The sequence below is a fragment of the Streptomyces sp. BHT-5-2 genome (assembly GCF_019774615.1).
Taxonomy (GTDB): domain Bacteria; phylum Actinomycetota; class Actinomycetes; order Streptomycetales; family Streptomycetaceae; genus Streptomyces.
The window spans coordinates 4390679-4417117 of the sequence record NZ_CP081496.1 but is presented as its reverse complement, the minus strand read 5'-3'; the positions used below and the strand labels follow the sequence as shown (position 1 = coordinate 4417117).

The following is a 26439-nucleotide window of genomic DNA, read 5'->3' as shown; positions in this document are numbered from 1 at the left end:
ATCTGTTCGGAAGATTGCCTATCGAACGTGATTCATGTTCAATGTGGTTATGGCTGGTGCAGAACGACTCAGACAGATCACCGAGGCCGTACGCGAGGCCGGGCGCCTCGGCGTCGCCGAACTCGCCGAGCTGACCGGTGCCTCGGAGATGACCATCCGCCGCGACCTGGAGGCGCTGGCCTCCCAAGGGGTCATCGAGCGCTACCGCGGGGGCGCCCGGAGCCTGTTGCTGCGCGGCGCGGAGCCCCCGTTCGCGGTGCGGGCCCAAGAGGGGATGGAGGCCAAGCGACGGATCGCCGCCGAGGTCGCCGGGCTGATCGCCGACGGCGAATCGGTCGTCATCGACAGCGGGACCACGTGTCTGGAGGTGGCCCGTGCGTTGGTCGAGCGCCGGCTGACGGTGATGCCGTTGTCCCTGCACGCCGTCAACGCCCTGGCGGACGGCCCGCACCTCACGCTGCTGGTGCCTGGCGGCCGGCCCCGGCCGGGCGAACTCGCGTTGACCGGTCCCCTGACCGAGGCGTCACTGACCGCGCTGCGCTTCGACACCGCCGTCATCGGCTGTTGCGGACTCAGCGCGGAGCACGGCCTGACCGCCTTCGACCTGGACGACGCCGCGGTCAAACGCACCGCGATCGCCTGTGCCAGACGCGTCATCGCCGTCGCCGAGGCGGGCAAGCTCTCCCGTACCGCGCTCGCCCATGTCGCGCCGGCCGCAGCCCTGCACGCCGTCGTCACCGACGCCGCTCCGGACGAGAGTACGGAGCAGTTGGCCGCAGCGGGCGTCACCGTACGGACGGTGTGAGCGATGATGCCTGGGACCGTGCTGTTCGACCTCTTCGGGGTCCTCGCCCGCCAGCAGTCCGCCGAGGGCCGGCAGTGCCTGGTTCGGACCGCAGGCGTGCCTGCGCCGGACTTCTGGGACGCGTATTGGGCATTGCGCCCGCCCTACGACCGCGGCGAGACCGACGGACCGGGTTACTGGCAACAGGTGGCCGCCCGCCTGGCCGTCCCCTTCGACGCTCGACAGACCGCCGCACTGATCGCCGCCGACGTCGCGAGTTGGAGCGCCGTCGACCCCGAAATGATCGCTCTGGTCGAAGAGTTGGCGGACCGGGGCCGGCCGATCGGACTGCTCTCCAACATCCCCGAGGAACTGGCCCACCACTACGAAACCCAGCATGCCTGGCTCGATCGTTTCGCCGTGCGTGCCTTCTCCTGCCGCATCGGCCGCGCCAAACCCGAACCGGCCGCCTACCACTGGTGCCGGCGGGCACTGTCCGATCCGCCGCACCGCATCCTCTTCGTCGACGACCGTCCGGAGAACGTCCGGGCCGCCGAGGAGGTCGGCATGCACGGCCACCTCTTCACCACCCGGGCCAGACTGCGGGCCCGCCTCGACCGATGGGACGCCGGGGCCGGGTGAGCCGAGCGGGGGAGCGGGGTGCGGAAGCTGCGTGCTCCCCTAACGACCGGCAGGCGGGGCCTCGCCCGCACAGCCCTGTGCCTCGCCGTTCCCGCATGCCTCGGCGCCCGTCCCGGATGCCTGGCCCTCGTCGCCGGACGGGTCGAAGGCATCCGGTCGTCCCGTCGACCGTTGCGTCAGCAGATCGATGATCAGGGCGAGCGGCGGCCAGTCCAGGCGGCCGTGGCGGGCGACGGCGTGGGCGCGCAGCAGCACGTCGGGGGCGGTCAGCGGGACGAGTCGCACGTCGGGGAAGGTGGGCATACCGGCCGGCAGCAGTCCCACGCCGAGGCCCGCGGCGATCATGCCCTGCACGAGATCGAGACTGTCGGCGCGGTGGGTGATGCGCGGGGTGAAGCCCGCCATGGAGGCGAGTGTGCGAATGACGGTCTCGTCCGCCGTGTTGCGGGAGTTGGTGATCCAGTCATGGGTGCCGAAGCGGGCGAAGACCTCGACCGCCGTCCCGGCGTCGGCGTCCGCTCGCGCCGGGACGCCCAGCCCCCAAGGGGCGGTCCACAGCGCGGTGGCCCGCACGGCGGGGTCGAAGGTGGCCGGCGCCAGGTTGTAGTCGTAGGTGAGCGCCAGATCCGTCTCGTCCGAAGCCAGCAGTGCCAGGGCCTCGGCGGGCTCGTGCTCGCGGACGAGGAGGTGCAACCGCGGGTGGCTGGCGGCCAGCTCGGTGACCAGGGGAAGCAGGTGGGCGCGGATGGCGGTGGCGAAGCCGGCGGTGCGCAGGGTGCCGTTGGGCTCCGCGCCGGCGGCGAGGTCGAGGTGGGCGGCCTCGACCGTTCCCAGGATGGTCACGGCGTGCTCGGCCAGGCGGCGGCCGGCGGGGGTGAGGCGGACCCGGCGGCCGTGCGGTTCGATCAGAGCCGTGCCCATCTCGCGGGCGAGCACGGCGATCTGCTGGGAGACCGTGGAGGTTGTGGTGCCGGTGGCCTCGGCGACCGCACGCATCGACCCCAACCGGGACAGCTCCACCAGCAGGTGCAGGCGGCGGGTTTCCATGGCTCCATTGTTCGGGATTCCCAAACGGAATGTCCATGATCATCACGTGGACACGAACGATGCCCGCGGCATCTACTGACCCCCATGAGTGCGTTCGAGCCCAGGCAACCCCAGGGCCGCCCCCTGCCCCACCCCGGCACCGCCGACAGTGGCCGACTGCGCCTCGGCGGCGCCGGGACCGGCTTCCTGATGGCAGTGGCCTCGATGACCTCCGTCCAGTTGGGACTGGCCCTGGCCGTGCCGTTGTTCGGACAGCTCGGGGCGCTGGGCACGGCGGGGTTGCGCCTGGGTTGGGGTGGGCTGCTGGCGCTGGTCCTCATACGGCCCCGCCTGCGCGACTTCACCCGGCGCGACCTGCTTGCCTGCACCGTGCTGGGGGCGGCGACCGCAGGCATGATGCTGTTCTTCATGCTCGCCGTCGCGCACCTGCCGCTGGGCACCGCGAGCGCACTGGAGTTCCTCGGCCCGCTGGCGGTTTCCCTCTACGGCCCGGGTGGCGGACGCAAGCTCTGGACGTCGCTGGCCGCACTCGGCGTGCTGTTGCTGACCGAGCCCTGGCACGGCGGGCTGGACGCGGTCGGCCTGGCCTGCGCGCTGGCCGCCGCGGGCTGCTGGGCCGTCTACATCCTGCTGACCCAACGCGTCGGCGACCGCGTCACCGGCCTCGGCGGCCTCGCCGTCTCGATGCCCGTCGCCGGCCTGCTCGGCACATTCATCGCCGCGCCGACCCTCTGGGAGCACGTGACCTGGCAGGCACTCGGGATCATGCTGGTCCTGTCCGCGGTGAGCCCGGTTCTGCCCTTCGCCCTGGAATTCCTCGCCCTGCGCCGCCTCACCACGGCCGCCTTCGGCACCCTGATGAGCCTGGAACCCGCGATCGCGCTGCTGATCGGCCTGCTGGTGCTCGGCCAGACACCCGGCCTGGCATCCGCGGCCGGTGTCGTCCTCGTCGTCATCGCCGGAGCCGGCGCCACCCGGGCCGGCGCCCGCCCACCGGCCGCCGACCAGGCAGACCGGGCGACCGAACCCGCAGTGAGCCGGCACCAGCGATGCACCGACGCCGGGGACCGACACGCCGTGACGCCGTGACGTGACGAAGCCGCGGAAGCCGGGGGAGGGCCGGCCGGCGAACCACCAGAGGGCAGGGCGGGTAGGGACGGGCAGCGAAAGCCGTACGGCGGCACCGGCCTGTCGAGGCCCGCCCCCGCCTGCCCCACCCCCACACCGCCAGGAGTCCGCTCCGCCGCCGGCCCCGGCCCGCCGTCACCGTTGCGACTTGTACCCCATGACAGTCATCATCCCCGACTCCGAGTGGTAGATGTTGTGGCAGTGCAGCATCCACAACCCGGGGTTGTCGGCGTCGAAGTCGACGGAGACCTCCTTGTCCGGCAGGACGATGGTGGTGTCCTTGCGGGGGCCGCCGTTGGCCAGCGCGAAGGTGTGGCCGTGCAGGTGCATCGGGTGCCACATCGTGGTCGTGTTGTGGAAGGTGAGCCGCACCCGCTCCCCTTGCTCCACGGGATACCGCGCGGACGCCGAGTACGGCTTTCCGTTGATCGCCCAGTCCCAGTCGTCCATGTTGCCGGTGAGGTCCAGCTTGATGGTGCGGTCGGGCTTGCGGTCCGACAGCCGTACCGAGGACGCGGCCTTGAACTTGTCCGCGCTCAGCCCCCCGCTCCTCAGCTCCGTCGGGCGGATCTTGTCGTCGGGTGCGTCGCCGTCGCCGGTGCGCAGGAGTGCCTGTGCGGTCTGGTTGTTGCTGCCCGCGGAGAGCGCGGTGAGCGGGAAGACGCCGTCCTTGGCGGTGACCAGCACGTCGAAGCGCTCGCCCATGGCGATCAGCAGGCTGTCGGTGTCCTTGTGCTGCACCGGGTAGCCGTCGATGTGCGTCACGGTCAGGTTGTGACCGCCCAGCGCGACCCGATAGGCCGTGGCCGCGGCCGCGTTGATCAGGCGGATCCGGATGCGGTCGCCGGGCTTGGCACGGAAGGTCTCCCGGTCCCTGGCCACCCGGCCGTTCATCACGTGGAAGGGGTACTCGATGTTGTCCGACGGATCGTCCGACATGCGGTGCCTGGCACTTCTGCGCATCCGGGCCACGGCGGCGGCCGCCGCCCGGTTGCCGCCCCGCCGCATCTCGCTGTGGCCACTCATCCCGCCGTCGGACTTGCCCTTGGTCAGCTCGTCCAGCATCGCGTCCGGAGTCATCCCGTCGACGCCGTCCAGCCAGTCGTCGATCATGACGACCCACTCGTGGTCGTAGAAGAGGGGCTCGCGGGGATCCTCGACGATGAACGGTGCGTACAGGCCGCGGTCCAGCTGCACGCCGACGTGCGGATGGAACCAGTAGGTACCGGGGATGTCGACCGCGAAGTTGTAGTCGTAGGAGGCGCCGGCCTTCACCGAGCGCTGGGTGACGTCGGGCGAGCCGTCCATGTCGTTGCGGATCTGCACCCCGTGCCAGTGGATGGTGGTGGAGTGCGGCAGGCGGTTGTGGAGGGTCATGGCGACCCGCTCGCCCGCCTTGACCCGGACCTCGTTGCCAGGCAGCAGGTCTCCGTACGACCAGGTGTCGACGACCTGCCCACCCATGTCGAACTGGGCCTCGGAAGCGGTCACCGAGAAGCGGCGGACGGGCCCCGTCCCACGGGCGCGCTCCGCCTTGATGACCTCCGGACCGTCGGGGGAGACGTAACCGGCCGGGGCGGAGCCGTTCGCGCCGTGACCGTCGTGCGGGTCGGGCGGGGGAGGTGTGTGGTGGGAGTGGTGCCGGCCGTTCCTCGTGTCCAGGGCGTAGGCCCCGGTGGAGGTCAGCAGTCCGCTGCCGGCGGCAGCCATACCCGCGCCGAGCAGGGAACGTCTGGAGTGCGTACGCATGGGGATACACCTCGTGGCGATCGTGTCGGGGGTGGTGTGTGGACGGCGAGAGGGCGCTTCGCTGCCGCGGACTCCTGAGGCGTCGGCGGCGGGGCGCACCCCTACAGGCGCAGTACCGACAGTCGGACGAGGAGTCTGTGGCGCGGCGGCGGACGTATCGACCATCGCAGGCGCGGCCGCCGGGCGGGGCACGCCGTCGCCGGGCCGTACTCCCAACGGCCGGATCGCAGGCCACTGCCGAGGCGGTGCCGAGCCGGATTCCACAGGGAGACCGCGGCCTGGTACACCGAGGCGGGGCCCACGGCGCCGCCGTCGGCGTCCGGAGCCGACCGATCGGCTTCCTGGCGCAGCGTCATGTCGTCATGATCGTGGACACCCTGGCGCACCGTCATGCCGTGCTGCGCCATCCGGGCCGCGGCCTGAGCAGATCCCGCGCTCGGCAAACGGCGCCGACTTTCCCCACCACGGCGCGATGAACCGGCACTACCTGTACCACCCGCACCGCCGGCACACGTTCCACAACGCGGCCACGGCTTTCCGAACGCACAACGCACAACGTATGACGCGTAACGCATAGCGCAGGAGACAGGACACAGCTCACTTGCCCACCAGGGCCGTATGGACGCGGCCTCGGTGGGCAAGCAAGTCAGCGGCGGGCGACGGATGCCGCGCGGCCCGCTGCCGCGCCGACCGCCGAACGGTTGCGGTCCACGGCCGCGGGCCACGAGCCCGGACGATCAGGACCGCTTCGCCGGAGTGCGGACCGCACCCTCTCCACCGGCGAGCCGCCACTCACGGTTGAGCGGACCCAGCGGAATGCTCCGCTCGAAGACCGGCGTGCCGAAGATGTCCAGATGCGCCCGGAGCGCCCCGGACAGGTCCACGCCGCCGTACGCCGCCCATTTGCCGACGAGCGAACCGGTACCGTTCGAGTCGCCGCTGGCCGTGCCTGCGACCTCGGCGCGCAGGTACGGGGCCAGGGTCCCGGTGACGCCGACGGTGCCGTAGAGCCCGACGCTGGCCTCCGCGCCCAGGGCGGCCTTCACACGTCCGGCGGCCGTCGCGGTCGCCGTCACCGGGGTGCCGGTGAGGTCGGCGCGGGCGATGGGCGTCCAGCCCTTGGCCCGGTTGTACGAGCCGCCGACCCGGAAGTTGCCCTTGACGTCCTGCTTGACGTCGACGCTCACCTTTCCGTCCGCATCGACCTGGAGGTAGCAGGTGAGGTCGAGGTTGACCACGACAGGCACCACACCGACCTGGATGACGGGGTCGGCGTGCAGTTTGGCGAACGGCACCCGTAGCGGCGCGCCTTCCTGAGTGGACGCGGCCGCCTGGCCCTTGAGCTCCCACTGCGAGGTCCAGTCACCCGCCAGGCTCACCGACGCGGTCCCCGGCGCACCGGTGGACTTGCCCGCGCCGTCGTAGGAGAAGTCGACCTCGGGCGCGAGCTGCACGAAGCCGGTAGCAGAGGCGTCGACGGAACCCGCTCGTGCCTTGATCGTGGGCAGCACGGCGCTGACATCGACCCGCAGACTGCCCAGCGGCAACCGCCCTCCCTGGGGCCCGACATGCACACCGCCGGTCTTCGCCCAGGAGACCGCCACCTTGGGAGCGAGCGGCTCGACCTGCACCGCCGAGGGGTCGACAGGGACCCGCCCCTTCGCCGTGGAGCCACCCAGCAGCGCGCCCAACGTGGCCGGCGCGGTCTTGACCTCGGTGCCCTGCGCGGTCGTCCCCACCACTTCGGTCACCTTGGCCAGGGCACCGCGCGGTGCACCCGGAGCGGGCGCACTGGCGATGACGTCTCCGACGGCGACCGGTGCCTGGCGTTTGGGCCGGGCCCGCTCGCCCGTGTCCTTCGGCGGGGTGCCGGCGGTCGGCCCGGTCAGGACGGCCCGGCCGCTGTGCCTGTCGAACTTGACGATCCGCAGCGATGACTTGGCCGCGGGGCGGTGGCTCGGCCCCGGCGTCGCGACGGCGCTGGGCGTGCCGGACCCGTTCGGCGCCGCGGCCACGGCGAGCGGCGACTGCGCGTCCCCGCCCGCGTCCTCCACCGCGGTTATGGGCCCGTCGGCGCCGCTCTTCCCGGCCGTGGTGTGGTCGGACGAGGACCCTGCCGCACATCCGGTGACGACAAGCAGGGAGGCGGCGGTCAGTGCCGGTAAAGCGGCATATCTCAAGGGACGGCGCACAGTTGATTCCTCAAGAGAGTGATGTGGGGGTGGCCGAAGCGCTGAAACACGTCTCCGGCCGAACAATTACCCGCGGGTAATGATTGGCATGATCGTGCCATGCGCTAAAGCCGCCCAGCGCCGAACAGCCGGCCAGATGGTGATGATCTGGGTCACATCGAGGAGGAATGCGGGGCGCCTTGGCCTTGCAGCGCGCGACGGCACCCCACCTGAATCGATCGGGGCGCCGTCCACTCGGCAAGCCGTTCCGTAAGTCCACCGTCCGGAGTCCGGTGTTCGTCGGGGAGTCGCCCCGACGTGCGCACGACGGTCCGACAAGGATGGCAGCTCCGGCGGCGCGCTCCCTCCGCCGAGCCGCCACACTCCCTGCTGCTGATGCCGTTTGGCTCGCTGCCGGGTGCAGGACGAGCCACTCGGCCCGGTTCTCCTGAGTCGGGCAGCGCCACGTCTGTCGCATGGGACACCGCCCGTGCACACGAGCAAGGCAGGGGCGCGTGCCGCTGACGGGCAGTGATGCGCGCGAACCCCTGTACACCCACGCGACGTTGCGCAATTCTTGTCCGACGCGCTCAGTGGCTGGAACCTACAGCTGATTCACGCAGGCAAGTTCGCCGGATGCTCTACCAGGTCCCTGAGGAGCATGGACGTGCCACAAACTGCACCTTTTCCGCACATGCTTGACATGCCGACTCGTGGTCAGCCCCCTCGGCCCTCGTCCGTAGGAAACTCGTCGCGTTTCACACAAGGCGCTGTGAACGCACTCCCTGCACGCCTCGCCCTGGGCGTTTCGCTTGGCGGGTGAAGCCGCCTCGGCAAATGGATGCTGTGGGGACTTCCTCCGTATCGGACCGAGTCTCTTCGGAGGGCGCAGGATCCACGTGACCGAGCTCATCGATCTCCTGCACCGAGCACTCGTTGAGCTGGAGGTGATCTCCCACACCGGCGCCGGTGAGCACTTTGGAGGCCAAGCGGACCAACGGGGCAGCGCGAGTGTCTCCCGCTCAGCCGCAACGGGACGGACGATGGCCCGCCCAAGTCTGCGCGGTGCGTGTTGGGTAGGAAGAGGACCGATCAACGGAGTGCTTGGGGAAGGACTGGCCGTGATGCGTAGTGAGGTATGTCTTCCGTCGGCTGCGGACACCAGCGGTGAAACCGTCCCGGTACCGATCTCCAACGACTACTTGCGGCAACTGTCCCTGCGGGTCCACTCGGCAGAAACGCCCGGCGTATACGGGGAGGAGGGGAACTCACCGGCCTTCGAAGTGCTGTGGTTGCCGAAGCACGCGATGGGAACCTCGCTCGATGCACACGTCGAAGAGGTACGAGACTCCTGTCGACGTAGGGGGCACGGAGCCGCTGGTACTTCTGCATGGAGGTACGCCCCTGAAGAGGCTCTTGCGGCCACGCTCAAAGACCCCGGCAGTTTGGGAGAGGACTTTGCGCCATGGTCGCGCGCGTGCGCGGAGATGACCTTTCGTGGCCGTGAGTTGCTGGAGGAGGTCCACCGCGCGCGTTCCGGTGGAGTAGAGGCGAAGCGGGTACGGAGGACTCCGGTGAAGATCGGGCAGGACCGGATCGGCGAGATTTGTGCCAGGGCTCGTGCCGGAGCCAACGCCGGCCGCACCACGAAATCAAGACTGCCTTCCTGTGCCGCGCCGTCCTGGGCCAAGGTGATGGACGAGTTCGGGCTGCGAGGCGTCGCAGGCTTTCCGAACTTCGCCATGGGGTCATGGTGGATGGGCCTTCTTTCCGACGACTACCCCGACTGGCGCCAGGGCTACATCCCCCTGCTGGATTACGGGTTCTACCTCGAATACAACGTTGACACGGTCCGTCCCGGTCCTCATGCGGCCGGAGATCTGATGCAGGAAATCCTTGCTTTATGGGACGTGCCTAGCCTGCCCGTCGAGCTCCAGGCCCGCAGGCTGCACGTGGCCTGTGACATGGCGTTCTTCGATCTCAAGCGTCGCCACGAGGCTAGCCTCAAGTCGCACCCGACGAACGGTTTGACCACATGGGTTCACGCCGACCGGGACGGCTGGCGTGACTTCAAGGCGGTCGACAGTGGCATCTTCGCTCACTATCTGTCCTTCGTTGAGGGCCCGGCGGGACGCGACGACATGATGCTCACCGGGCTCGTCAACGACTGGGTGGACCTGGGCCCCGACCTGCGGTACGAAGAGTGCAGCCAAGGAGTCCTGGCACTTACCCAAGGTTCCCTGGTCCTGAGCGACTTGCTGGACTGCTACGAGCGAACCGTGTGGATGATCAATGCTCAACTGACCTCGGATGGCTCGGTCAGACATGAACGGTACGCGGGGTGCATGGAGACGATTGGCACCTGTATGTGGCAGATGTGCAACCACCGCCAGGACCTGTGGCGCTACTACGCACTCGCCCACGATCTGTGCAGCGAGGCTGGCGCACGGGACCTGTCCGCAGCTTGCCAGCTCGCCGACTGCTACACCCCTGCCCTGGAGCCACGGCAACCCTCTTCGCCGGAGCGGGTGTGTGTTCCCCGCTGTGACATCGACTATGCCGTCCACGTCGACGGGGAACGCCACTGCGGCACACTGCACGTCCACCGCGCTGTGCGTGAGGCGGTGGAGAACGGCCTGCTGCCCATGGGTATCGTGGAACACGCGCTGGTCGTTCCCTTGTTGTTGCGCGATCGGCGAATCACGGAGGACGCCTTCCTCAGGTACATGGACGGTGGCTACTGCGACCACTTTGCCTCCGTCATGTACACGGGCCATGCCAGTGGATTCTCCCGCGCATACGGCACCGCTGTGGCCGCACTGGTGATGGAGCAGTGGTGGCACGGAATCTGGTTCGCGATCGGGGCGGGAAGCCTGATCGAAGCCCAACCTGACCGAATTGCCGCAGACCGCCACCATTGAAGGCCTCCGAACGGAATCCGTCAGCGAAGGACCACTTCCCGCCTCCACGTTGCATGGACCGTGGCATATGACCCGCGGGGTGCAACTGCTGGTTCAGGGGTGTACACCATGCGCCCCTGAACCAGCAGCTACTTCCCTGGCAGCCACTTCGTCAACAAGCGCCACAAGAATGAACGGGTCCTGGGCGTGCCCGCAGAGGGAGCTGACGTGCGGTTCCGGTCTGCGGTCCGTGAGCCATCGGCTGCGGCACCTTGGCGGGCGCTTTCGCTACGCACATCGCCTCCTGGCTGAGGGCCTGCCACGGGGGAAGTCCCTTGCGGAGCTGCGGTGAACTTCACGGGTAGCGCGGTCAGATGGCGGGCAATCCAATGGGACATCCACTTCAGATTGCTCTCGGGAACGGCCAGCTCGATATCAGGCAACCGCATCAGCAGTGCGTCGATTCCGGTATCGACGATGGCCCGACCGATGTCCTGACCGGGACACTCGTGTGGACCGCCGCTGAAGGACAGGTGGGAGCGGTTGCCGTGCATGGGTACGGAGAGTTCGGGGCGGATGACGGGATCGCTGTTACCGGCGGCCAGACCGAGAAGGAGCATGTCCCCGGCCTTGATGGACTGACCGGCTAGCTCCGTGTCACCGGTGGCCCACCGGGCAGGCAGAACTGCGGTCGGCGGCTCGTCCCACAGCATTTGTTCCAGGGCGTCGGGCAGGGTCATGCTGCCTCCTGCGAGTGACGCCCGGAAGCGGGGATCGGTGAGCACCATACGCAAGGTGTTCGCAGTCAAATTGGTCGTGTTCTCGTTCGCAGCGAGAACGACAACCCGCAGATGCTGTGCGACTTCCTCTTCCGTGAGCTTGGCGGGGTGTGCCAGCAGCCACGACGTGAAATCGGGACCAGGTGCTGCATGCTTCAGGGCAACGAGCTGTTTCAGCGCCGTCATGAGGTACTCGTTGCTCTGGAACGCCGTCTCCGAGCCCATGAGTAGGTCTCGGGTGGCGTTGATCAACCGCGGAGCGTCTTCTTCGGGCATTCCAAGGAGCTGTGCGACGACGCGCAGGGGAAGCTGCTCCGCGAACTGGCTGACGAGGTCGGCATGCCCGTCAGCGGCGAATTCGTCGATCAGTTGGTTGGCGGATCGGGTGACGCAGCGACGGATCCCACGGCGGTCGAGTCGCGCCATGGTCTCGGTGATCGCGACACGAAGCCTCTCATGCTCCTCGCCGTCCATGAAGAGGCAGACGGGCTGCCAGGCCAGAGCGGGCATGAGCGGCGAGTCCGCGGCGACCCTGTTCTCCTTGAAGCAGTGCCAGATGCGCGAGTCGTGGGAGAAGCGCGAGGGCGTGCGCAGTACTTCGAGGTTCTCCCGGTAACCGAGGACCAGCCAGGCCGGCAGATCGCCGTCCACCAGCACGGGCGCCACGGGGCCGTGCTCGGCGCGCAGGCGCTCGAAGAAACCGGGCGCGTCCTCGACCACCTCGGGGCCGAAAAGCCTCGCCAGTCCGGCGTTGTCTCCGGTGCGGGCATGGGCGGGGCACTGCGGGGGCGGTGCGGATGCGGAGGTCGCGCCGGGCTGGTCTGTGTGAAAGGAAGTCAACGGGGCTCCGAGGCTGAGGTCGTGAGGGTGTACAGATAGCGCATCAGGGTCATCAGGGCGTCCCGGCTGGAGACACGGTCGCGGGCGTCGCAGTCGATCATGGGTACGTCGTCGGGGAGATCCATGGCCGCGCGGAGTTCCGACATGGGATAGGAAGGGGCGTCCGGAAAGGCGTTGATGGCGACGACGAAGGGCAGGCCGCGTTCTTCGAGCCGGCCGATCACGTCGAAACTGTCGTCCAGGCGCCGGGTGTCGATCAGGACCACCGCCCCCAGTGCGCCTTCGAAGAGGCCGTTCCACAGAAACCAGAATCGTTGCTGGCCCGGGGTGCCGAAGAGATACAGCACCAGTTCGTTGCTGAGGCTGATCCGGCCGAAGTCCATCGCCACGGTCGTCTGCGTCTTGCGCTCGACTCCGGCGAGGTCGTCCACTCCGACGCCGGCCTGCGTCATGGTCTCCTCGGTGGTCAGTGGACGAATTTCACTGACCGATCCGACCAGGGTGGTCTTCCCCACCCCGAAGCCACCGACGATCACCACCTTGACCGCGGTGGAGACCGAGTCCGGCAGGATGTCCTCGCTCCGGGGACCAACGATGGGCTCAGAGATTTTGCAGTCCATTCATCACCGCCTCCAACAGTTCGACATCGGGCAACGACGCGGCCGGGATCGGTGCCCGCGCCTCGACATGGCCGCTCCCCAGCAGATCCACGAGCAGCACCGTGACCACGCTGACCGGTAAATGGACGTAGGCGGAGATCTCGGCGACGGACAGCGGGTAGTCGCATATCCGGAGAATGGCCGCCTGTTCCGGCTGCATGCTCGAACCCGGCCGGTTCCGGGTCACGATCAACGTGACCATGTCCAGCGGTGCTTCGGACGGTACGCTTCGGCCGGACGTCAGGATGTAGAGGCGCTCGGGGCCGCCTTCCTCCCAGTTCCGGCGCTTTTCCGGTTTCGCGTCGCTCATGGGGCCTGCCGGTCGGCCCGCGGTGGGCTGGTGAGGTGCTGACCGATCCGGGCGACCAGGTCCCGCATTCCCTGTCCCATGAGGCCGGCGTCCACGTCGTCGTCGGCCAGCACGGCCAGATACGCCCCGGCGCCGGCTGCCATCAGGTAGAAGAAGCCGCCGTTCACCTCGATGACGACCAGCTTCATCCGTCCGTCCCCGTGCGGGAATTCGGTGGCGATGGCCGCCGACAGGCTCTGCAGACCGGCACAGGCCGCGGCGAGGCGATCCGCGGTCTCCTCGTCCGTACCGTACTGCGCCATACACAAACCGTCCGAGGACAGCACCACGACATCACGGGTGTGCGGAACACTGGACGCCAGGCCCTCGAGCATCCAGTTCATATTGAGTCGCTGCTGTGTCACCACTTACTTACTCATCCTTACCTAATGACTCAGTTACGCTCGGACTCTTTGTCGCTCGGTCCGTGGGGGCGGTCCGCCGGGGACTCGGCCCGGGGCTCGCCCGAGATGCCCTCCTGGAAGGCGGCCAGCCACATCCCGGCCTGGGGGGCCGGCGCAGCGGACACCGAGGCGTCGGATCCAGTGGTGGTGGAGGCGGTGGCTGCGGGCTTGTGCCGCAGGGGCGGAATCACGGCGCGGGTACGGCGCCTGCGCTGCGGGAGCCCGTTGGCGGCGCGCGGTGCGGTGCTGGGCAGGGGCTCCTCAACAGCCTCTTCCGTCCGGCGCATCGGACCGCCCCGGCGACGGGGCGGCGGCAGGACAGCGGCCTTGGCCAGGGCGCCACCCGGCACCGGAGTCGCGGTGATCATGTCCGGCGGGACGATCAGGACCACTCGGACCCCGCCGTAGGCGGAGCTGCGGAAGGAGACCTTGAAGTCGTAGGCGCGGGCCAGTCGGCCGACCACGGCCAGGCCGAGCCGTGGCGACTCGCCCAGGTCGTCGAGGTCCAGCTCGGTGGGGGAGTCCTGTGCCAGGGCCCGCTCGGCACGCACACGGGCTTCGTCGGTCAGGCCGATCCCGGCGTCCTCCATCTCGATGGCCACACCGGTCTGGATCTCGGTCGCGGTCAGGTGGACGCGTGTCTGGGGCGGTGAGTAGCGGGTGGCGTTGTCCAGCAGTTCGGACAGGGCGTGGATCAGCGGCTCGACGCCGCGTCCGAGGATGCCGACCTCGGCCACGGAGTGCAGATCGACGCGTTGGTAGTCGATGATCCGGGACATCGCACCGCGGAGCACGTTGAACAGCGGGATGGTCTGCTGCCACTGACGGCCGGGCCGGGCACCACCGAGTACGGCGATGCTGTCCGCGAGCCGGCCGACCAGCGCGGTGCGGTGGTCGAGTTGGAGCAAGTCACCGAAGACTTCCGGGTCGTTGCCGTGCTTGTCCTCCATCTCCCGCAGTTCCTGCGCCTGTTGGTGGGTGATGGCCTGGACGCGTCGGGCGATGTTGACGAACGCGCGCTGGGCCGAGTCGCGCAGGTCCTCCTCGGCCTCGACGGCCTCCAGGACGTAGCGCAGCACTCCCCGGTACGCGGCTTCGAACTCCGGGCTGACACGGGAGACATGGACGACGTTGCGGAGTACCTCCTCCGCCCGGGCGCCCTGCTGGAGCTGGGCCATCGCCTTGGGCAGGGTCTCCTTGGCCATCCGCACGGTCTCGGCCTCCTGCTCGGCCAGGTGACCGCGCAGAACGGCCTCCTGCTCGGCGGACCGCCTGCGCAGTTGGTCGAGCACGCGTCCGCGACGTGCCGTCTCACCGCCGGCGACGGCTACCGCCACCGTCGCGATCACGCCGATCGAAACGACCTGGGCACGCGCCATTGACGGCGTCAACAACACGGCCACGGCCGTGCAGACGGCCAGCAGTACGGACGGCAGCAGCCATATGGGGGCGGGGGTGGGCCCCGATCCTCCAGGGGGCGAACCAGCACGAACCATCGGCATCCTCAGAGCTCTAATGAGATGGACAGGGCGACATACATGGCATATATGGGCGCCATGGGAAGGCCGTCTGAAAAAGATCGACAACCGCGGGACCACGCCCACCAATTGCTTGATCGCAGCGCATTCCACGGCGGCGTTCCGCACGCATGAGGCCGGATCCCAGGGCGTCCGAGCCTTTGTGCGATTGACGACACCACGACAGCCAGCGGCGACGTGTGGTAATCGCCACAACTCGCTGTGCGTCAGCGAGCATAGCGGGGTCGGGATGTTTCTGTGGCGTGAGTGCGTATAACACATAACTGCACTCGTGTGCGAAATTCGGAAGAATCGTTTGGCCGGGTGGGGCGAGTGCGGTGGAGGGGGCGGTGCCGGTTGGTGGCCGGCTGGTGGGTGAGTGGTGATCGCGTGAGGGGTGGGGCTGTTGGGGCTGCGGTCGGGATCGGCCGCGGAGCGAGGGCGGGCGCGCGGGCCGCCTGGTGCCGGGGGATGTGCTGGGCGAGGAGCCGGGTGAGGCGGCGGCTGAAGTGATGGTCGCCGCGGCGACTTTGATTGAGCCTGAGCGTTCAGAGCCCCGGGAGATGATTTCCTCGGGCAGTATTCCCTGTGATTGGGATGAGGTTCGGGCCGGTCACTGTTTCTCTCGACGCCGGGGGAATGAGAATTTGACGAAAGCGGCGGAGAGGGGCGGCAGTTACGGCTGCCGTAGTTGCCTACCCGCGGCCGGCGCAGGCGCTGCGTTCAATTCGCGGATGACCGGGTCGGGCCAGGCCGGGCCGGCTTGCCGAGGGGATGGCGGAATGCGTGGCCATCCCCTCGGTGCACGTTCGGCGGGTCAGGGGAAGCGGAGGACGGGCTTGATGACCTCGCCGGCGGATGCTGCCCGGGCGGCGTCCTCGATCTCGTGGAACGGGAACTCGGTGATGATCTCGTCGAAGGGCAGGACGCCCTGGCGGTAGCGGGCGATGAGTCGGGGGATGAAGTCGGCGGGTGCCGCGTCGCCCTCGATGACACCGCGGATCCGGATGCCCTTGGTCAGCACGGTCATGATGTCGAATTCGGCGCGGCCGCCGACGCCGACCAGGGCCAGGGTGCCGCGCTGCGCCAGCGTGGCGATCGCCTGGGAGATCACGGTGGGTTGACCGGTGGTGTCCACGGCGAAGGCGGGTCCTCCGTCGGCGTGGTCGCGGACCGCGCCCGCGACGTCCTCGACGGCCTGGGGATCGACGGCCGCCACGGCGCCGAACTTGAGGGCCTTGGCGCGCCGGGCCGCGACCGGATCGACGGCGATGACACGGCAGCCCTCGGCGACCGCGGTCATGACGGAGACGAGCCCCACACCGCCCGCTCCGAAGACAGCCACCGACGAACCGCGCGGCGGGCGCAGCACGTTGAGGATCGTGCCGGCCCCGGTCTGCACTCCGCAACCGAGCGGCGCGGCGATCGTCGGCGGCAGGTCGGCGGGCACCTTGACGACGTTGCTGGTGTGCGCGAGGGCGTGACTGGCGAAGGACGACTGGCCGAAGAAGCTGCCGTAGACCGGACGTCCGTCGCCGGCCCGGGACAGCGGGGTGGTGCCGTCCGGCCGGGTGCCACTGGCGTTGAGGGCGAAGATGCCTGTGTCGCAGTAGGCGGGGTGGCCCGTGGTGCACTGGCCGCAGTCGGTACAGCTGCGGTAGGTCAGGCACACACTGTCACCCGGCCGTACGGAGGTGACCTCGTCGCCCACTGCCTCCACGACGCCCGCGCCCTCGTGGCCGAAGACCATCGGGCTGAGTTGCTGCGGCCACCTCAGCCGGGTGCTGAGGTCGGTGTGGCAGATACCGGCTGCCGCGATCCTGACCAGGATCTCGTCGGACCGGGGCGCCTCGATGACGAGGTCGTCGCGGAGGGTGAAGGGGCCACCTGGGCCTTCCACGACGGCTGCCTGGATGCGCATCAGTTGCATCGCCTTCTGTGGGGTCGGGGACGGGCTGCCTGGGGCTGGCGGGGAGCTGTCTGGATTGGCCGGTTACTCGCGTTCGAGGAAGAAGTAGAAGTGCCGGCCGTCGTCGAGCACGTCCTTGCCGTTCATGACACCCAGGAGGGTGGTGTCGTCGATCCGCTTGAAGTGGTCGATGACGGGCTGTCCGTCGTAGACCATCGAGGCGGTGGACTCGCCGCGGAACTCGACCATCCACAGGCCGGCTTCACCCTTGCCGGCCTCGATGTCGGAGAACAGCGTGCCGTCGGCGTCGCGGCAGATCAGCGGCTGCACGTCGGTGGGAGAGTGGAAGCGTTTTCCGTGCCAGTTCGCCGCGGCCAGCAGGCTTTCGACGCGGTGGCCGGTGACGAACGCGCCACCGCGCCAGGCACCGAGGATCTCCTCGGTGCGGACCGGCGGCAACGCGCCCCACAGCGCGTCCAGTTCGTCGATGGACACCTTGCCACCGGCCGCGCGGATCTCGGCGATGCGTTCCCGGGCCTGCTCGACGTCCATGCGGATCCCTTCCTGTCCCTGCCTGCGCGGGTGTGCGGTGTGCGACGTGCGACGCGCCTTGACAGTACTCAACTCGTGGGCGTGACGCGTCGGAAGGAAGGGGGCGGGGGCGATGTTGCGCCGAGTTGGGTGCGGCTTGATCCGTCGTCCGGGCCCGGGGCTCGCGTCGGTTGTCGCGGGCGGTGAGGAGCATTGTCGGCAGGCGGTCGGGGGCGGTGATGATGTCGGATTTCCGCCAGACGGCCGTCCGCGGCCGCTGGTTGGATGGCCGCATGACCACGACACAGGCGGAGCGGGTCCGACTCTTCCGCTCCCTCCACAACCCTGCCCGGCCGCTGGCGCTCGCCAATGCCTGGGATGTCGCCAGCGCCCGCGTCATCGAGGCCGCGGGCGCGCCCGCGATCGCCACCACCAGCGCCGGCGTCGCCTGGGCGCTCGGTTCCCCGGACGGTGACGCGCTCGCTCGCGAAGAGGCGCTGGACCTGATCGCCCGGATCGCCGAGGCCGTCGCCGTGCCGGTCACCGCAGACATCGAGGGCGGTTACGGGCAGGACGCGACCGAGGTCGCCGCGACCGTCGTCGGGGTGCTGGAGGCCGGCGCGGTCGGTGTCAACATCGAGGACGGCACCCGGCCCCCGGCCGAGCTGCGGGACCGGCTGTCGGCAGCACGCGCCGCGCTGGCGAAGGCGGGCGGGGAACTCTTCCTCAACGCCCGTATCGATACCTACCTGTTCGGCCTGGGCGATCCCGCCAACCGGCTGAAGGACACCCTGGAGCGGGCGCGCACCTACGTGGAGGCGGGCGCCGACGGCATCTTCGTCCCGGGCGTCGCCGACGCGGCCACCATCGAGGCCCTCGTGGCGGACATCCCCGTACCGCTGAACCTCATGGCCGGTCCCGGGGCGCCGGACGTCGCCGCGCTGGGCGGCCTCGGCGCGGCACGCGTCAGCCTCGGATCGGGCGTGGCCCAGGCCGCGTACGCCGCCGCCCGCCGCGCCGCACAGGAGCTGTACGGCACCGGCGGCTATGAGTCCCTCGCCGAGGGCATCGCCTTCCCGGAACTCAACGCGTTGTTCGCACCGCGCTGACCGGTCTGCCCGCGGGCAGGGCATTCGTCGGGGCCGTCGGCGTCGATCCTCCGGGGGGTCGGCGCCGACGGTTGCTGTCTGCCGGTCGGGAGCGGCCCTCGCCGGCTCAGCTCTGCCTGGCGAGGACGGCGCGGAGGACCTGGGCAAGGGCCGTGGTCTCGTCCGTCTCGTCCGTCGGTGCGGAGGGGCTGCGCCAGGCGACGAAGCCGTCCGGGCGGACGAGAACCGCGCCGTCCGGACCGATGCCGTGCGCGTTCTCGCCGTCCTCGACGTCGAGGTCCGTGCCGAGGACGTAGGACTGGAGCTCGATGTCCATGGTGGTGCCCAGGTCCTGTGCGGCCTTGACCCATGCCTGGCCCGCTCGGCCGGTCAGCAGGACGAAGGTCTCGCCGTACAGGTCGAGGGTGGAACCGCCGTCCGCCGTCGGGCGGTGCGGCGCCCGGGTGCCTGGTTGCGCCTGCAGTTCGACGGCGGGGATCGGGTCGGTGTCGTCGTTGCCCGGCACCGCCGCCGAGGCGTACCGGAAGCCCGTGGTCACCGCCGAGTACTCGATCAGCTCGACCTGTGCGCCGCCGGCCATGCGGTCGCCGAAGCGGGCGAACGCCTGCTCCATGGCGAGCCGGCCGTAGGGGCGCCGCTCGGCTTCGTAGGAGTCGAGCAGGCCCGGGCCGGCCTGCCCTGCGAGGACGGCGGCGAGTTTCCAGGCGAGGTTGTGGACGTCCTGGATGCCGGTGCTGCCGCCGAATCCGCCGGTGGGCGGCTGGATGCGCGCCGCGTCCCCGGCGAGGAAGACCCGGCCGGAGCGGTACGACCGGGCGACCTGGGCGCCGATGGGAAAGCCGAGCACGGTGACGTCGGTGCCGGGGATCTGCGGCCTCAGCGACACCTCGACCTCGTCCAGTCCGGATGCCTCCCGCACCATCTCCGTCACCCGCTCGGTGGTGAAGTCCGCCACCGACTCGTGTCGTGGGTCGTATCCGGTGCCGAACAGCCAGCGTGTGCCCGAGCGGTCGTGCGGCATCATCGAGCTGAACGGACGCGGCTTCTGAAGGTAGGCGATGCCGATCTGACGGCCGCGTACGGCGGGCGAGAGGTCGGCCTGGACGAGTGCGCTGATCGTGTTGAAGAGCACGCCCGGCCCGTCGGTCCCGATACCCAGCCAGTTGCGGATCGGGCTCTTCGACCCGTCGGCGGCGATGAGGTAGTCCGCGTGGAGCGCCTCCTCGTCGCCGCTCGCGCGGTCCCGGACGGTCACCGTGACGCCGTCCGCATCCTGTTCCATGGCGGTCGCCTCGGTGAAGTGGCGTATTTCCGCGCCGAGTTGACGGGCGTGGTCGCGCAGGATGCGTTCGAGGCGATCCTGGTCGATGCCGGCGTAGGTCGACGAGCTGTAGGTGCGCGGGGCGACCAGCTCCGCCTGGCCGGCCTCTTGCACCGTTTCGTAGGTATCGGCGAGCGTGTTGGCCCGTAGCGGCACGAAGACCTCGTCCTCGCCGCTGAAGCTCTCCCGTCGGATCGACGGACCGAGCCCGACCTGACGGAGGACCTCGACGGTGCGCGGGGTGATGCCGCGCAGTCTGGGGTGCGAGAGCAGGTCGGGGTGGCGCTCCACCACGGTGACCCGGACGCCTTTGTGGGCGAGGAAGACGGCGGCGCTCAGCCCGGTGAGGGCGCCCCCGACGACGACTACCTGAGTCTTCTGGCGATTCATGGCGACAGAGTCAACTGGATGGATGAACTTGTCAAACGGATAGTTGATTAAGTTAGTCGGCCGGATGGCAGAATCCTGGCCATGACCAGCAAGAAGAGCGACACCAACGCCCGGCGGGCGACCCGTCGGGCGCCGGCCGCGCACGAGCGGCAGCGGGACCCCGAGCGCACCAAGGCGCTGATCCTCGATGCCGCGACCGAGGTGTTCTCCGCCAAGGGCTTCGCCGGCGCCCGGGTGTCCGAGATCGCCGCGCGCGCCGGTGTGAACCAGCAGCTGATCTCGTACTACTTCGACGGCAAGGAAGGGCTGTACCGGGAGATCGGCCGCCGGTGGCGGGCCTACGAGGGCGAGGCGATGCCCTTCGACATGGACCTCGGCGAGATGGTCAAGCGCTATGTGCGGGCCAGTGTCGATCCCCGGTTCGGTGGGCGCTTGCTCGCCTGGGAGGGGCTGGCCGACACCGGCGAGGACGACGAGGGTGCGGCCGAACGCGACGCCCGGCTGCGACAGGAGGTGGCGGGGATCCGTGAGCGTCAGCGGGCGGGCGAGCTCGACGGCCGGTTCGACCCGGCCGCGCTGCTGCTCATCCAGATGAGCGCGGCCAACGCGCTGGCGGTCTACCCGCAGCTGGCCCGCGGCCTGTTCGGCGCCGACGGAAGCTCACCCGAAGTGGTCGAGCACTATGCCGGGCAGCTCGCCAAACTCGTCGACTGCCTGGCGGGCGACAACTCCGGCAAGTCCGACTGACTTCGGGAAATTCGCCGGGAGTTGGCGGTCCGGACGCCGTTTCGGGCCCGTCTCCTACTCCGCTCCCGCGTCCTGGTCGGCGTCCTTCCCGGCCGTTCGTCGACGGTCGGCGACCGCCGTGGTGAACGTCGACCAGTCGGTGCCGGCGAGCGGGGTGAGGACGGCGCGCCAGCCGTCGGCGGCGGCCGGGCCGGCCTGTTGCAGGGCGGCGTGGAAGAGGTTGCGCTGCCGGGCGTGCAGGGTGTGTTCGAGGTCGGCGCCGCGCTCGGTGAGGTGGAGTTCTTTCCGGCGGCGGTCCTTGGTGCCCGGGGCGACCCGGATCAGGTCGTCGTCGATCAGCCGGCGCAGCGGGGCGTTGATCGCCTGCTTGGTGAGGTCGAGGGTGTCGCAGAGCTCGCCGACGCTCATGCCGGGGGAGTAGGCGAGGAACGTGAGGATGCGGTGGTGGGCGCGGCCCATGCCGTGTTCGGCGAGGGCTTCGTCGGCGGCGCCGGTGAAGGCGCTGTACGCGAAGTAGAAGAGTGTGAAGTCGCGGTCTCGACGCCGGCTACGCGGCCGACGGCTACGGCCGGCTCCGCGGCGCCGCCGCCGTGGTCACCACCTTCGGCGTCGGCGAGCTCTCCGCCGTCAACGCGATAGCGGGCTGGCGGACGCGTTCCGCCTGGCGGCAACCACCCCCGACCGGCTTGTGCTGATCGAGGCCGTGCTGCCGCGCGACGACGCCCCCGAACTGCTCACCGCCCTGGCCGGCCGCTTCGCCGAGCAGCACGACTACGGCGATTGAGCGTTTACCGCGACTGATCGACTACGGCGTCTGAGCGATCGTCGCCACGCGGCTTCGCGGCGCGTCAGCGGGCATCAGTGGTGAACCTGATGTTGGTGGGGGCCTCCTGGTGGTGGGCAAGGGCTCAGGTGCCCGGGCGGAAGGCGAGCGTTGTGGAGTGGCCGCCGAAGCCCAGGGAGTTGCTCAGGGCGAGGTGGATGGCTTGCGGGCGGGGGTGGGCGGTGACGAGGTCGAGGGCGGGGGAGTCGGGGTCGGGGTGGTGGAAGTTGGCGGTGGGCGGGACGAGTTGGTGTTTGACGGTCAGTGCGGTCAGCGCGGCCTCGATGGCGCCGGCGGCGCCCATGGTGTGGCCCAGTACGCCCTTGGTGGAGGTGACCGAGGGAGAGGCGGCGTCGAAGAGGCGGGCCAGAATGGCCGCCTCCGCACGGTCGTTGAGGGGGGTGCTGGTGCCGTGGGCGTTGATGTGGTCGATCTCGCGGGCGGTGGCGCCGGCCGAGCGCAGGGCCTCCTGGACGGCCAGGCGCAGGCCGCGGCCTTCCGGGTCCGGGGCCACCGGGTGGTGGGCGTCGGCGGCGATGCCGTAGCCGACCAGCCGCGCCTGGACCGGGGCGTTGCGGGCCTCGGCGTCCGCGGTGCGCTCCAGGACGAGGACGCCGGCGCCCTCGGCGAGGACGAAGCCGTCCCGTTCGGCGTCGAAGGGACGGGAGGCGCGGGCGGGGGCGTCGTGGCGGCGGGAGAGGGCGCCCATCCGCGCGAAGGCGGTGGCGCAGAGCGGGGTGACCATGGCGTCGGCGCCGCCGGCCACGGCGATGTCGCAGGCGCCGGCGGACAGCAGCAGCGCCGCCAGGGCCACCGCCGAGGCGCCCGAGGCACAGGCCGTCGCGGTGTGCAGGACCGGGCCCCGGGCGCCGAGGGCGATGGCGAGCCGGCCGGCGGCCATGTTGGGGAGGAAGGCGGGCAGGGTGAGGGGGGAGACGGCCCGGGGACCGGTGTCGGTGAGTTTGCGGTGCTGGTCCTCGTAGGTGCCCACGCCGCCGGCCGCGGAACCCAGGACCACCGCGACGCGCGGCGCGTTCCAGGCGGCCGGGTCCAGTCCGGCGTCGGTGACCGCCTCGTGGGCGGCGGCCAGCGCGAACTGGGTGCAGCGGTCGTGCTGCCAGGGCCGGGTGCCCGGGACCTGGGTGCGCGGATCGAAACCGGGGACACGGCAGGAGAACGAGACCGGCAGGCCCGCCAGTTCCGGGTCGGGCGCCGCGGTGCCCCGCCCGGCGCAGACCCCCTCCCAGGTGGCCGCGGTACCGGAACCGGCCGGGGTGACCAGGCCGATTCCGGTGACCGCGAGACCCGCGTCGGTGCCTGGCGCGCTCACCGCGGGGCTCCTCCCCGGTCGGCGCCGGACAGCTGCGTCGCCACCGCCTGTGCCACCTGTTCCAGGGTCAGTTCGGCCGCGGAATCGTCCTCCTCCAGCGGCACGCCCCAGTGCTCCTGGAGGGTGACGTAGAGCTCGACGACGGCGAGGGAGTCCAGTTCCAGGGCGGTGAGGGTGATGTCGGGACGGATCTCCTTGGCGTCGACCTCGAACTTGTCGGTGAGAACGGTCACGAGGTGGTCGTAGACAGCGTCCATGAGGGGGTCCTCCGGTGGGTGTGGCGGGGTTTGGTCGAGTTGGTCGAGCGGGGCTCCGGCGGATGGGCGCGGGGGCCGGCCGCGGGCCAGGTGAGGGCGACGGAGGCCCAGGTGAGCCCGCCGCCGAAGGCGGTCAGGAGGGTGCGGGTGCCGGGGCGGACCCGGCGGTGCGCGGCGGTGTCGGCGAGCGCCAGCGGGATGGACGCGGCCGCGGTGTTGCCGACGTCGCGGAGGTTGCCGAAGCGGTACCGCGGCGCGATGCCGATCCGGTCGGCGACCGAGTCGAGGATCCGCTGGTTGGCCTGGTGGCCGATGAACGCCCCCACCGCGGCGGGCGGCCAGCCGGTCTTGTCCAGGACGGCGAGCGAGGACGCGGTCATCCGGCGCACCGCCTGCCCGTACACCTCCCGGCCGCGCATCCGGAAGTAGTGGTCCTCGCGGCACAACCGCCGCGCCGGATCGGGCAGTCGGGCGCCGCCGGCGGCGATCGAGATGAGGTCGCTGCCGGTGCCGTCCGAGCCCCAGTCGGTGCCGGTGATCGCTCCGGGCTCGGCGCGGTCGCCGGCGCGCAACAGCGCCGCTCCGGCACCGTCACCGAAGATCACCGCGGTGTCCCGGTCCAGCGGGTCGATGATCCGCGAGTAGGTCTCGGCGCCGATCACCAGGGGCCGGGTGCAGACCCCGGTGCGGATCAGCGCCGTGGCGACGGTGAGGCCGTAGAGGAAACCGGAGCACACCGCCGCCAGGTCGAAGGCGGCCACGGTGCCCAGGCCCAGCCGCTGGGCGACCTCCGGCGCGGTCGCCGGGCAGCGCCGGTCGGGGGTGGTGGTGGCGACCAGCACCAGGTCCGCCCGGGCCTCCGCGGACTCCTGGGCGGCCCGGGCCGCGGCCACCGCCAGGTCGCCGGTGCTGATGTCGTCCTCGGCCGCCCGGCGGCGGGCGATGCCGGTGCGGGTGCGGATCCACTCGTCGGTGGTGTCCAGCACGCCGCGGCGCCGGACGTCCTCGTTGGTCAGCACCCGTGGGGGCAGGCAGCTGCCGATACCGTCGATCACGGCGGTGGGGCTCACCCTTGTCATGGCGTATCCCTCGTCTCGCGGGCGGTCAGGCGGTGAACGGCGACGGCGGTTTGGAGATGCCCGCCAGTCCGCCGTCGGGTACGGAGGCCCCGCCGTCGAGGACCAGTGCCTGGCCGGTCAGGTAGGACGCGGCGGGCGAGGCCAGGAACAGCGCGGCGCGGGCGACCTCCTCCGGCTCCGCCCAGCGGCCCAGCGGTACGTGCGCCATCAGCCAGTCCGACAGCGGCTCCAGGGAGTAGGCGAAGGACGTCATGTCGGTACGGGTCCAGCCCGGGCACAGCGCGTTGACCCGGATGCCCTCGCGGGCCCAGCCCACCGCCAGGCTCCGGGCCAGCGCGATCTGCGCCGCCTTGGACGCGCCGTACGCCTCCATCCGCGGGGTGCCGACGACCCCGGCCAGCGAGGACATCAGCACCACGCTGGCCCGGGGCGATTCGGTCAGATGGCGGTGGGCCCGTCGGCACAGTGCCGCGGTGGCGTTGAGGTTGACCGACAGGACGTGGTCCCAGTCGGCCTGTGCGGAGTCCTGGAGGGGCACCAGGGTGGGCGTGCCGTCGTCCTGGGCGGGCAGTACGCCCGCGTTGTGGACGATGATGTCGAGCCCGCCCAGTGCGGCCGCCGCTTCGTCCACCACCGCCTCCGCGGCGCCGGGTTCGGCCAGGTCGCCGGGGACCGGTACCGCGGTGCGGCCCTCGGCCTCCGCCAGCGCGGCGGTCTCCTTGAGCGCGTCCAGACTCCGCGCGGACAGCGCCAGATCGGCGCCGGCGAGGGCGAGCGCCACGGCGGTGGCCTTGCCGATGCCGCGGGAGGCGCCGGTGACCAGCGCGCGGGTGCCGTCCAGGCGGAACGGGTCGTGGATCGTCGTCGTCATGAGGAACTCCTCTGCAAGGTCGCAACGGAAGCGGGTGCGGAAGCCGCGGCGCGCGGCGCGCGGGTGGGGGCGATGCGGATGGTGGGGGCGCCGGTCCAGGTCAGCAGGGCGCTGCCCCAGGTCACGCCGGCACCGAAGACGGCCAGCATGATCCGGCCGCCGCGCGGCAGCAGCCCGCGGGCGGCGGCGCCGGCCAGGGCGTACGGGGCGCTGGCGGCACCGATGTTGCCGACCTCGTCGCCGACGATGACCAGGCGCTCGCGCGGGATGCCGATCTGCTCGCCGAGGCTGCGCAGCAGGACCGGGTTGGGCTGGTGGGTGATGAACGCGTCGACGTCCTCGATGCGCAGGCCGTTGCCGGCCAGGCACTCGCGGACGAGCCGGGGAAAGATCTCGACGATGAAGTCCCGTACCGCCCGGCCGTCCATGTGGATGTGGTGCCGGTGTTCGCCGAGCGTGGCGGGACTGGCCGGCAGCCGGCTGCCGCCGCCCGGGATCAGCACGTGGTGCGCACCGGTGCCGTCGGAGCCGAGGCGGAAGTCGGCGAAGCCGGCGCCGTCCGGTACGGGGCCCAGCACCGCGGCGGCCGCCCCGTCGGCGAAGAGCACCGCGGTGCCCCGGTCGGTGGGGTCCAGGAACTTGGAGTACGCCTCGACGCCGACCACCGCCGCGTAGCGCGCGCCGCCGTTGCCGCGCAGCCAGTCGTGCGCCACCCGGGTGGCGAACAGCCAGCCGGCGCAGGCCGCGCTGACGTCCAGGGCGACCGCGTGCCTGGCACCGGTCAGTGCCTGGATGCGGCAGGCGGTGGAGGGGCCCAGTTCGTCGGGGGTGGAGGTGGCGGCGATCAGCACGTCGAGCTGGTCGATGTCGATGCCCGCGGCGGCCACCGCGGCCCGGACCGCGGCCGCCGCCAGATCGGAGGCGGCCTCGTCGGCGGCGGCCACATGCCTGGTGTGCACGCCGGTGCGCTGGGCGATCCACTCCGGCGTGACGCCGGCCGCGGCCGCGATGTCGTCGTTGCTGCGGGTGCCGCGCGGGAGGTAGGTGCCCATGCCCAGGATGCCGATGGGCGGCGCGGGGGAGGAGTGCGGACTCATGACGGC

General features: G+C 70.6%; 24 protein-coding genes and 1 pseudogene. 7 read left to right on the top strand and 18 right to left on the bottom strand.

Annotation, left to right across the window (positions count from 1 at the left end):
* Positions 1-49: 49 nt before the first annotated feature.
* Together K2224_RS19510 and K2224_RS19505 are read left to right on the top strand one after the other, a co-directional pair.
* On the top strand, positions 50-805 hold the full coding sequence (locus K2224_RS19510) for a DeoR/GlpR family DNA-binding transcription regulator (RefSeq protein ID WP_221907789.1): 756 nt from the start codon (positions 50-52) through the stop codon (positions 803-805).
* Between the two features lie 3 nt (positions 806-808).
* A complete protein-coding gene (locus K2224_RS19505; protein ID WP_260692807.1) occupies positions 809-1426 on the top strand; it encodes an HAD family hydrolase in 618 nt (205 codons plus the stop codon).
* A 39-nt stretch (positions 1427-1465) separates the two neighbouring features.
* Here K2224_RS19505 and K2224_RS19500 read toward each other — a convergent pair whose 3' ends face one another.
* A complete protein-coding gene (locus tag K2224_RS19500) occupies positions 1466-2473 on the bottom strand; it encodes a LysR family transcriptional regulator (protein ID WP_221907788.1) in 1008 nt (335 codons plus the stop codon).
* Between the two features lie 84 nt (positions 2474-2557).
* Here K2224_RS19500 and K2224_RS19495 point away from each other — a divergent pair, with 84 nt between their 5' ends.
* Positions 2558-3562 carry a DMT family transporter gene (locus K2224_RS19495; RefSeq protein WP_260692806.1) on the top strand — a complete coding sequence of 335 codons (1005 nt, stop codon included), beginning with the start codon at positions 2558-2560 and terminating at the stop codon, positions 3560-3562.
* Positions 3563-3736: 174 nt separating this feature from the next.
* Here the strand turns inward: K2224_RS19495 and K2224_RS19490 are convergent, their stop codons facing one another.
* The 3 genes from K2224_RS19490 to K2224_RS19480 all read right to left on the bottom strand — a co-directional run bounded on the left by K2224_RS19490 (position 3737) and on the right by K2224_RS19480 (position 7542).
* On the bottom strand, positions 3737-5350 hold the full coding sequence (locus K2224_RS19490) for a multicopper oxidase family protein (RefSeq protein WP_221907787.1): 1614 nt from the start codon (positions 5348-5350) through the stop codon (positions 3737-3739).
* Positions 5351-5451: 101 nt separating this feature from the next.
* Positions 5452-5742: a hypothetical protein gene (locus K2224_RS19485; protein WP_221907786.1), complete on the bottom strand. Its 291-nt coding sequence runs from the start codon at positions 5740-5742 to the stop codon at positions 5452-5454.
* A 345-nt stretch (positions 5743-6087) separates the two neighbouring features.
* Positions 6088-7542, bottom strand: a complete 1455-nt coding sequence (locus tag K2224_RS19480; RefSeq protein ID WP_221907785.1) for a hypothetical protein — start codon at positions 7540-7542, stop codon at positions 6088-6090.
* Between the two features lie 1553 nt (positions 7543-9095).
* Here K2224_RS19480 and K2224_RS19475 point away from each other — a divergent pair.
* Positions 9096-10442 (top strand): hypothetical protein, encoded by a 1347-nt coding sequence (locus tag K2224_RS19475; RefSeq protein ID WP_260692805.1) that lies wholly within the window; start codon positions 9096-9098, stop codon positions 10440-10442.
* 128 nt (positions 10443-10570) lie between these two features.
* Here the strand turns inward: K2224_RS19475 and K2224_RS19470 are convergent, their stop codons facing one another.
* The 7 genes from K2224_RS19470 to K2224_RS19440 all read right to left on the bottom strand — a co-directional run bounded on the left by K2224_RS19470 (position 10571) and on the right by K2224_RS19440 (position 17430).
* The gene (locus K2224_RS19470) at positions 10571-12040 is read right to left on the bottom strand and encodes a cytochrome P450 (protein WP_399019036.1); all 1470 of its coding nucleotides are present in this window, start codon (positions 12038-12040) and stop codon (positions 10571-10573) included.
* Positions 12037-12660, bottom strand: a complete 624-nt coding sequence (locus K2224_RS19465) for an ATP/GTP-binding protein (RefSeq protein ID WP_221907784.1) — start codon at positions 12658-12660, stop codon at positions 12037-12039. Before K2224_RS19465 ends, K2224_RS19470 begins: the two co-directional genes overlap by 4 nt.
* Positions 12641-13009 carry a DUF742 domain-containing protein gene (locus K2224_RS19460; protein WP_221907783.1) on the bottom strand — a complete coding sequence of 123 codons (369 nt, stop codon included), beginning with the start codon at positions 13007-13009 and terminating at the stop codon, positions 12641-12643. The genes K2224_RS19465 and K2224_RS19460 overlap by 20 nt, the downstream gene beginning before the upstream one ends.
* Positions 13006-13392, bottom strand: coding sequence for a roadblock/LC7 domain-containing protein (locus tag K2224_RS19455; RefSeq protein WP_221907782.1), 387 nt, complete (start codon positions 13390-13392; stop codon positions 13006-13008). The genes K2224_RS19460 and K2224_RS19455 overlap by 4 nt, the downstream gene beginning before the upstream one ends.
* A 50-nt stretch (positions 13393-13442) precedes the next feature.
* The gene (locus tag K2224_RS19450; RefSeq protein WP_399020087.1) at positions 13443-14948 is read right to left on the bottom strand and encodes a sensor histidine kinase; all 1506 of its coding nucleotides are present in this window, start codon (positions 14946-14948) and stop codon (positions 13443-13445) included.
* An 838-nt stretch (positions 14949-15786) separates the two neighbouring features.
* Positions 15787-16890: an NAD(P)-dependent alcohol dehydrogenase gene (locus K2224_RS19445; protein WP_221907781.1), complete on the bottom strand. Its 1104-nt coding sequence runs from the start codon at positions 16888-16890 to the stop codon at positions 15787-15789.
* Between the two features lie 72 nt (positions 16891-16962).
* Entirely contained in the window at positions 16963-17430 is a 468-nt protein-coding gene (locus tag K2224_RS19440; protein ID WP_221907780.1) for a DUF4334 domain-containing protein, read from the bottom strand.
* A 272-nt stretch (positions 17431-17702) separates the two neighbouring features.
* On the opposite strand from K2224_RS19440, the gene K2224_RS19435 reads away from it, so the two are divergent.
* Positions 17703-18518 carry an isocitrate lyase/phosphoenolpyruvate mutase family protein gene (locus K2224_RS19435; RefSeq protein ID WP_221907779.1) on the top strand — a complete coding sequence of 272 codons (816 nt, stop codon included), beginning with the start codon at positions 17703-17705 and terminating at the stop codon, positions 18516-18518.
* A gap of 106 nt (positions 18519-18624) precedes the next feature.
* Here the strand turns inward: K2224_RS19435 and K2224_RS19430 are convergent, their stop codons facing one another.
* Positions 18625-20229, bottom strand: a complete 1605-nt coding sequence (locus K2224_RS19430) for an FAD-dependent monooxygenase (RefSeq protein WP_221907778.1) — start codon at positions 20227-20229, stop codon at positions 18625-18627.
* 81 nt (positions 20230-20310) lie between these two features.
* On the opposite strand from K2224_RS19430, the gene K2224_RS19425 reads away from it, so the two are divergent.
* Positions 20311-20976 carry a TetR/AcrR family transcriptional regulator gene (locus tag K2224_RS19425; protein ID WP_221907777.1) on the top strand — a complete coding sequence of 222 codons (666 nt, stop codon included), beginning with the start codon at positions 20311-20313 and terminating at the stop codon, positions 20974-20976.
* Between the two features lie 54 nt (positions 20977-21030).
* On the opposite strand, the gene K2224_RS19420 is transcribed toward K2224_RS19425, so the two are convergent.
* Complete coding sequence (locus K2224_RS19420; protein WP_221907776.1) at positions 21031-21435, bottom strand: MarR family transcriptional regulator; 405 nt, start codon at positions 21433-21435, stop codon at positions 21031-21033.
* Between the two features lie 77 nt (positions 21436-21512).
* Here K2224_RS19420 and K2224_RS41715 point away from each other — a divergent pair.
* Positions 21513-21620, top strand: a pseudogene (locus tag K2224_RS41715) (hypothetical protein); the annotation flags it as partial.
* Between the two features lie 264 nt (positions 21621-21884).
* Here K2224_RS41715 and K2224_RS19415 read toward each other — a convergent pair.
* From K2224_RS19415 to K2224_RS19395, 5 genes are read right to left on the bottom strand one after another with little or no spacing between them, the layout of a single operon-like run.
* On the bottom strand, positions 21885-23129 hold the full coding sequence (locus K2224_RS19415; protein ID WP_221907775.1) for a beta-ketoacyl synthase: 1245 nt from the start codon (positions 23127-23129) through the stop codon (positions 21885-21887).
* Positions 23126-23386, bottom strand: coding sequence for an acyl carrier protein (locus K2224_RS19410; protein WP_221907774.1), 261 nt, complete (start codon positions 23384-23386; stop codon positions 23126-23128). The genes K2224_RS19415 and K2224_RS19410 overlap by 4 nt, the downstream gene beginning before the upstream one ends.
* Entirely contained in the window at positions 23359-24465 is a 1107-nt protein-coding gene (locus tag K2224_RS19405) for a beta-ketoacyl-ACP synthase III (RefSeq protein ID WP_221907773.1), read from the bottom strand. The genes K2224_RS19410 and K2224_RS19405 overlap by 28 nt, the downstream gene beginning before the upstream one ends.
* Positions 24466-24490: 25 nt before the next feature.
* Positions 24491-25336, bottom strand: coding sequence for an SDR family NAD(P)-dependent oxidoreductase (locus K2224_RS19400; RefSeq protein ID WP_221907772.1), 846 nt, complete (start codon positions 25334-25336; stop codon positions 24491-24493).
* The gene (locus K2224_RS19395) at positions 25333-26433 is read right to left on the bottom strand and encodes a 3-oxoacyl-ACP synthase III family protein (RefSeq protein ID WP_221907771.1); all 1101 of its coding nucleotides are present in this window, start codon (positions 26431-26433) and stop codon (positions 25333-25335) included. Before K2224_RS19395 ends, K2224_RS19400 begins: the two co-directional genes overlap by 4 nt.
* Between the last annotated feature and the right edge of the window lie 6 nt (positions 26434-26439).

Excerpts from the sequence above, each read along its gene's own strand:
- K2224_RS19510 (WP_221907789.1), top strand. The coding sequence starts at position 50 with ATGGCTGGTGCAGAACGACTCAGACAGATCACCGAGGCCGTACGCGAG.
- K2224_RS19505 (WP_260692807.1), top strand. The coding sequence starts at position 809 with ATGATGCCTGGGACCGTGCTGTTCGACCTCTTCGGGGTCCTCGCCCGC.
- K2224_RS19500 (WP_221907788.1), bottom strand. The coding sequence starts at position 2,473 with ATGGAAACCCGCCGCCTGCACCTGCTGGTGGAGCTGTCCCGGTTGGGG.
- K2224_RS19495 (WP_260692806.1), top strand. The coding sequence starts at position 2,558 with ATGAGTGCGTTCGAGCCCAGGCAACCCCAGGGCCGCCCCCTGCCCCAC.
- K2224_RS19490 (WP_221907787.1), bottom strand. The coding sequence starts at position 5,350 with ATGCGTACGCACTCCAGACGTTCCCTGCTCGGCGCGGGTATGGCTGCC.
- K2224_RS19485 (WP_221907786.1), bottom strand. The coding sequence starts at position 5,742 with ATGACGGTGCGCCAGGGTGTCCACGATCATGACGACATGACGCTGCGC.
- K2224_RS19465 (WP_221907784.1), bottom strand. The coding sequence starts at position 12,660 with ATGGACTGCAAAATCTCTGAGCCCATCGTTGGTCCCCGGAGCGAGGAC.
- K2224_RS19460 (WP_221907783.1), bottom strand. The coding sequence starts at position 13,009 with ATGAGCGACGCGAAACCGGAAAAGCGCCGGAACTGGGAGGAAGGCGGC.
- K2224_RS19455 (WP_221907782.1), bottom strand. The coding sequence starts at position 13,392 with ATGAACTGGATGCTCGAGGGCCTGGCGTCCAGTGTTCCGCACACCCGT.
- K2224_RS19450 (WP_399020087.1), bottom strand. The coding sequence starts at position 14,948 with ATGGTTCGTGCTGGTTCGCCCCCTGGAGGATCGGGGCCCACCCCCGCC.
- K2224_RS19445 (WP_221907781.1), bottom strand. The coding sequence starts at position 16,890 with ATGCGCATCCAGGCAGCCGTCGTGGAAGGCCCAGGTGGCCCCTTCACC.
- K2224_RS19440 (WP_221907780.1), bottom strand. The coding sequence starts at position 17,430 with ATGGACGTCGAGCAGGCCCGGGAACGCATCGCCGAGATCCGCGCGGCC.
- K2224_RS19435 (WP_221907779.1), top strand. The coding sequence starts at position 17,703 with ATGACCACGACACAGGCGGAGCGGGTCCGACTCTTCCGCTCCCTCCAC.
- K2224_RS19430 (WP_221907778.1), bottom strand. The coding sequence starts at position 20,229 with ATGAATCGCCAGAAGACTCAGGTAGTCGTCGTCGGGGGCGCCCTCACC.
- K2224_RS19425 (WP_221907777.1), top strand. The coding sequence starts at position 20,311 with ATGACCAGCAAGAAGAGCGACACCAACGCCCGGCGGGCGACCCGTCGG.
- K2224_RS19420 (WP_221907776.1), bottom strand. The coding sequence starts at position 21,435 with ATGGGCCGCGCCCACCACCGCATCCTCACGTTCCTCGCCTACTCCCCC.
- K2224_RS19410 (WP_221907774.1), bottom strand. The coding sequence starts at position 23,386 with ATGGACGCTGTCTACGACCACCTCGTGACCGTTCTCACCGACAAGTTC.
- K2224_RS19405 (WP_221907773.1), bottom strand. The coding sequence starts at position 24,465 with ATGACAAGGGTGAGCCCCACCGCCGTGATCGACGGTATCGGCAGCTGC.
- K2224_RS19400 (WP_221907772.1), bottom strand. The coding sequence starts at position 25,336 with ATGACGACGACGATCCACGACCCGTTCCGCCTGGACGGCACCCGCGCG.
- K2224_RS19395 (WP_221907771.1), bottom strand. The coding sequence starts at position 26,433 with ATGAGTCCGCACTCCTCCCCCGCGCCGCCCATCGGCATCCTGGGCATG.